Consider the following 4,869-nt stretch of genomic DNA (forward strand, 5'->3'; position numbering starts at 1 on the left):
TGCTGTCGGTGTCCACCGCCGGAATGCTGATCCGCCGTGATGTCTTCGAGCAGCTCGGCGGGTTCGACCGCAGGCTGCCCCTCATGCGTGACGACGTCGACCTGTGCTGGCGCGCCCACGCCGCCGGCCACCGCGTCCTCGTCGCCCCCGAGGCCGTCGTACGTCACGCGGAAGCGGCCTCCCGCGAGCGACGCGCCGTCGACTGCGCCGGCCGCACCACTGCCTCCCCGCACAAGGTCGACAAGGCCGGCGCCGTCTACACCCTGCTCGTCAACACCCGCACCGCCGCGCTGCCCTGGGTGCTGCTCCGCCTCGTCCTCGGCACCCTCCTGCGCACCGTCGCCTACCTCGTCGGCAAGGTCCCCGGACAGGCCCTGGACGAGATCCGCGGCCTGATGGGCACCCTGCTGCGGCCCGAGCGGATCATCGCCGGACGCGGCAGACGAGGCCGGCCGCAGATCGACAAGGGGGAGCTCAGAGCCCTGTTCCCGCCGCCCGGCGCCACCGTCCGCGCCACCGTGGAACAGGTCGCGAGCAACGTCGTCGGCCGCGCCGACCCCGAGGTCTCCTCGGCCGGCCGGCACGGCGGCGCGGTCGAGTCCGGGCCCGGCGGCGAGGACGCCGACTTCCTGGAGGTCGAGCAGTTCGCCCGGCTCAAGCGCATCGCGCGCAAGCCCGGCCCGGTGCTCTTCCTGGTGCTGCTGCTCGTCTCCCTCGCCGCCTGCCGCGGCCTGCTCGGCGGCGGCGCGCTCGCGGGCGGCGCCCTGCTGCCCGCCCCGGCCGACTCCTCCGAGCTGTGGTCGCGCTACCTCGACGCCTGGCACCCGGTCGGCGCCGGCGGCACGCCCTCCGCACCGCCCTACCTGGCGCTCGTGGCGATGCTCGCCTCTCTGCTGTTCGGCTCCACCGGCCTCGCCGTCACCGTCCTGCTGGTCGGGTCGGTGCCCCTGGCCGGGTTCAGCGCCTACTTCGCCTCCCGCCCGCTCGTCGAGTCCCGGCTGCTGCGCGCCTGGGCGGCCGTCGTCTACGCCTTCCTGCCGGCCACCACCGGCGCCCTGGCCGGCGGCCGCATCGGCACCTCCGTGCTGGCCGTGCTGCTGCCGCTGCTCGCCCGCGCGGGCATCGCGGCCGGCGGCCTCGCCAGGCCCTCCGGCACCCGCGGCAGCTGGCGCGCCACCTGGGCGTACGCCCTGCTGCTGACCATCACCACCGCCTTCACCCCCATCGTGTGGCCCGTGGCCCTCGTCCTCGGCCTCGCGGTGCTGGTCGTGCGGCGCGGGGACATCGTCGCCCACGGACTGCGCTTCCTCGCCCAGCTCGGCACCCCGCTGCTGATGCTGGCGCCCTGGTCGCTGACGCTGCTGCCGTTCGGCTTCTTCCAGCAGGCCGGCCTGGAGTACGGCCCGTCCGCCGCCTCCGCACTGGACCTGCTCGGCGCCGGCCCCGGCGGCCCCGGCACGGTGCACGGCCTCATGCTCATCGGCATCGTCCTGGCCGCCCTCGCCGCCCTGCTGCGCTCCGAGCGCCAGTCCGGCATCCGCGGGGCCTGGGCCGTGGCCCTGGTCGGACTGGTCTTCGCGGCCCTGTCCAACGCCTCCACCTGGGCCGGCCCGGCGACCCTCGTCTACGGCATCGCGCTGCTCACCGCGGCCGTGCTCGGCGCCGACGGGGCACGCGCGCGCGTGGCCGAGCAGAGCTTCGGCTGGCGCCAGCCCGTCGCCGCGCTGATCGCCTTCGCCTCGGCCGCCGGCCCCCTGCTGGCCGTCGCAGGCTGGATGATCCGCGGCGCCGACGGACCGCTGGAGCGCCGCGACCCGGTGCAGGTGCCCGCGTTCGTCGCCGAGGAGAGCAGCACCCGCGACCAGGCCCGCACCCTCGTCCTCGACAGCGACTCCACCGGCCACGTCGGCTATGTGCTCGTGCGCGGCTCCGGCGCCCGCATGGGCGACGCCGAACTGGCCGCGGCCGACGGCGGGAACACCCGGCTCGACAAGGTCGTCGCCAACCTCGTCGCCGGTTCCGGCGCCGACCAGGCGGGCCAGCTCGGCGGCTTCGCCGTGCGCTACGTCCTCGTGCACCAGGGCGCGCCCCGCGAGGTCAGCCGCGTCCTGGACGCGACCCCCGGCCTGTCCCGGCTCAGCCAGCAGAAGGGCAGCGCCCTGTGGCGGGTGGACCAGGAGGTCTCGCGCGCGGCGATCGTCACCGCGCAGGGCTCCGGCACCGGCACGGCCCAGCCCGTGGCCGCCGGACCCGTCGAGATTCACACCACGATCCAGGGCGGCCAGGACGGCCGCGTGCTGCGCCTCGCGGACTCGGCCGCGCCCGGCTGGACGGCCACCCTGGACGGCAAGCCCCTGGAGCGCACCACCGTCGACGGCTGGGCCCAGGGCTTCCGGCTCCCCGCCTCCGGCGGGAAGCTCGACGTCACCTTCGACGACCCGGTCGCCCATACGGCCTGGCTGTGGGCGCAGGGCGCCCTGGCCGTCGTCCTCGTCGTGCTCGCCCTGCCCGGCAGGCGCCGCGACATCGACGACGACCTGCCCGAGGAGCAGCCCCTGCCCGCCCAGGCGGCCGACGGCGAGGGACGACGGGCGCGCAGGCTGCGCGCCCAGGCCGAGGCGGAGGCGGAGCAGGCCCAGGAAGCGGGCCAGGAGCCGGTCCCGGCCGAGCCGGACGCCGTGCCCCCGCCCCCGCAGGAGGTCCCCGCCGTCCCGCACCAGCAGACCTACGACGACTGGGACACCACCGCCTACCAGGGCGCCGGCGGCGAGTACGCCGGTTACGGCGGCGAGCAGTACCAGAACACCCAGCCCCAGCAGTACCCGGCGGGCGCCTACGACCAGAGCTACCAGGCCGATCCGTACCAGAGCGGCCAGGCCGACCCCTACCAGGGCGCCCAGTACGACCCGTACGGGTACGGCGGCCCCACGACCCCGGGTGCCTACGAGCAGCCGTACCCCCAGGGCTACGAGGAGCCGTACGACCCGGCGCAGCACCACCCGCACGGCATCGGCAGTGAGCGCCCCGACGGGAGCCAGCAGTGAACCGCACGACCCTGTCCCTGATCGCCGGCGTGACCGCGCTCGCCGCCGTCACCGGATTCGCCGCGGTGAACGGCCCGGACGCGGCGGGCGCCGGCCCAGTCAAGGCCGCCGCCCAACTGCCCGTGGAGCGCACCACGTTGGTGTGCCCCGCGCCGAGCAGCTCGGACATCGCCGACACCTCGTACACGTCGTTCACGCCCGTGACCAAGGGCGCCGACAGCGCGGGCAAGGCACAACTCCAGGCCGCCACCGAGGAGTCGGGCACGGCCACCGGAAGCACCCCGGGCGCCGGCAAGGGCAAGGGCAAGGGCAAGACGGACGGCGCCAAGAAGAAGGCCCCCAAGCCCGTGCTCGACCCCAAGGCGCCCGGCACCCCCGCCTCCGGCGACACCTCGGGCGCGGACGCGCCCGCGCTGATCGGCACCGCCGAGGGCCGCTTCGCGCCCGGCTGGACGATGCAGGCCACCACCCAGGTCGCCGCGGGCACCGGACGCGGGCTGCTGGGCGTCGACTGCACCGCTCCGGACACCGAGTTCTGGTTCCCCGGCGCGAGCACCGCCGCCGACCGCTCCGACTACGTCCACCTCACCAACCCCGACGACTCCGCGGCCGTCGTCGACATCGAGCTCTACGGCAAGGACGGGGCCGTGAAGTCGACGGTGGGGGAGGGCATCACGGTCGCGCCGCACTCCAGCGAGCCGATCCTGCTCTCCACTCTCGCCGACACGCCGCAGCAGGACCTCACGGTCCACGTCATAGTGCGCAGCGGCCGCGTCGGCGCGGCCGTGCAGGCCCTCGACGACAAGCTCGGCGGGGACTGGCTGGCGGCGTCCACGGACCCGGCGGGCAGCCTCGTGCTGCCGGGCATCCCCAAGGACGCCACCTCCGTGCGCCTGATCGCCTTCACGCCCGCCGACTCCGACGCCGACTTGAAGGTGCGCCTCGCCTCGCCGTCCGGTCTGATCACCCCGGCCGGTCACGAGACCGTGCACATCAAGGGCGGCATGACGACCGCCGTCGACCTCGGCGACGTCACGCGCGGGGAAGCCGGTTCGCTGGTGCTGACGCCGTCGTCCCAGTCGGTGCCCGTGGTCGCGGCCGTGCGGGTCGTCCGGGGCAGGTCCGGCAGCCAGGAGACCGCGTTCATCCCGGCGACCGCCCCCGTCGAGACCCGGGCGACCTCGACCGGCAACAGCGCCAAGGGCGCCACGCTCTCGCTGACCGCCCCCACGGCCACCGCCGAGGTCAGGGTCACCGCGTCGGCGGGCAGCGGAGGCGGCACGGCGGTGTCGAAGACGTACACGATCAAGGCGGGCACCACGCAGGACATCGCCCCGCCGGTCCCGTCCGGCCTGAAGGGCACGTACGCGCTGACGGTCGAGCGGCTCTCGGGCGGCCCGGTCTACGGATCGCGCACCCTGACGGCGACCAAGGAGGGCGTACCCGGCTTCACGGTCCAGAACCTGCCGGACGACCGCGGGACGGTGGCGGTGCCGCAGGCGGACCAGGACCTTTCGATCCTGCAGAGGTGAGCGGGCGGGGCCGGCGACCGCCAGGTGAGCCGGCCCGGTCCGTGCCGCGCGCGGCTCAGTCCTCGCCGTACCGGGGATCCACCGTCTCCGGGGTCAGTCCGAGGAGTTCCGCCACCTGCTCGACCACGATCTCGTGCACCAGGGCGGCGCGCTCGTCGCGTCCCTTGGTGCGGATCTCGACCGGCCGCCGGTAGACGACCACGCGCGCCCGCCGCCCGTCCTGCGCGGGAACCGTCCCGCCGAGCGGCACCGCCTCGTCGTTCCACCCCTGCGCGGGCCCGTCCAGCCGCGGC

3 protein-coding genes are annotated in these 4,869 nt (G+C 75.5%); 2 read left to right on the forward strand and 1 reads right to left on the reverse strand.

Translation table 11 applies throughout. The annotated features are described in order from the left end of the window. Positions 1-3,044: glycosyltransferase (locus IE249_RS25210; RefSeq protein WP_229859246.1), on the forward strand; the 3,044-nt coding region annotated here is incomplete at its 5' end. Beyond that, positions 3,041-4,576 (forward strand): DUF5719 family protein, encoded by a 1,536-nt coding sequence (locus IE249_RS25215; protein ID WP_189708170.1) that lies wholly within the window; start codon positions 3,041-3,043, stop codon positions 4,574-4,576. The genes IE249_RS25210 and IE249_RS25215, both read left to right, overlap by 4 nt. 55 nt (positions 4,577-4,631) lie before the next feature. Here IE249_RS25215 and IE249_RS38470 read toward each other — a convergent pair. Further along, positions 4,632-4,869: metallopeptidase family protein (locus tag IE249_RS38470; RefSeq protein WP_229859247.1), on the reverse strand; the 238-nt coding region annotated here is incomplete at its 5' end.

It is taken from the genome of Streptomyces anandii JCM 4720, assembly GCF_014650655.1.
Lineage (GTDB): Bacteria > Actinomycetota > Actinomycetes > Streptomycetales > Streptomycetaceae > Streptomyces > Streptomyces anandii.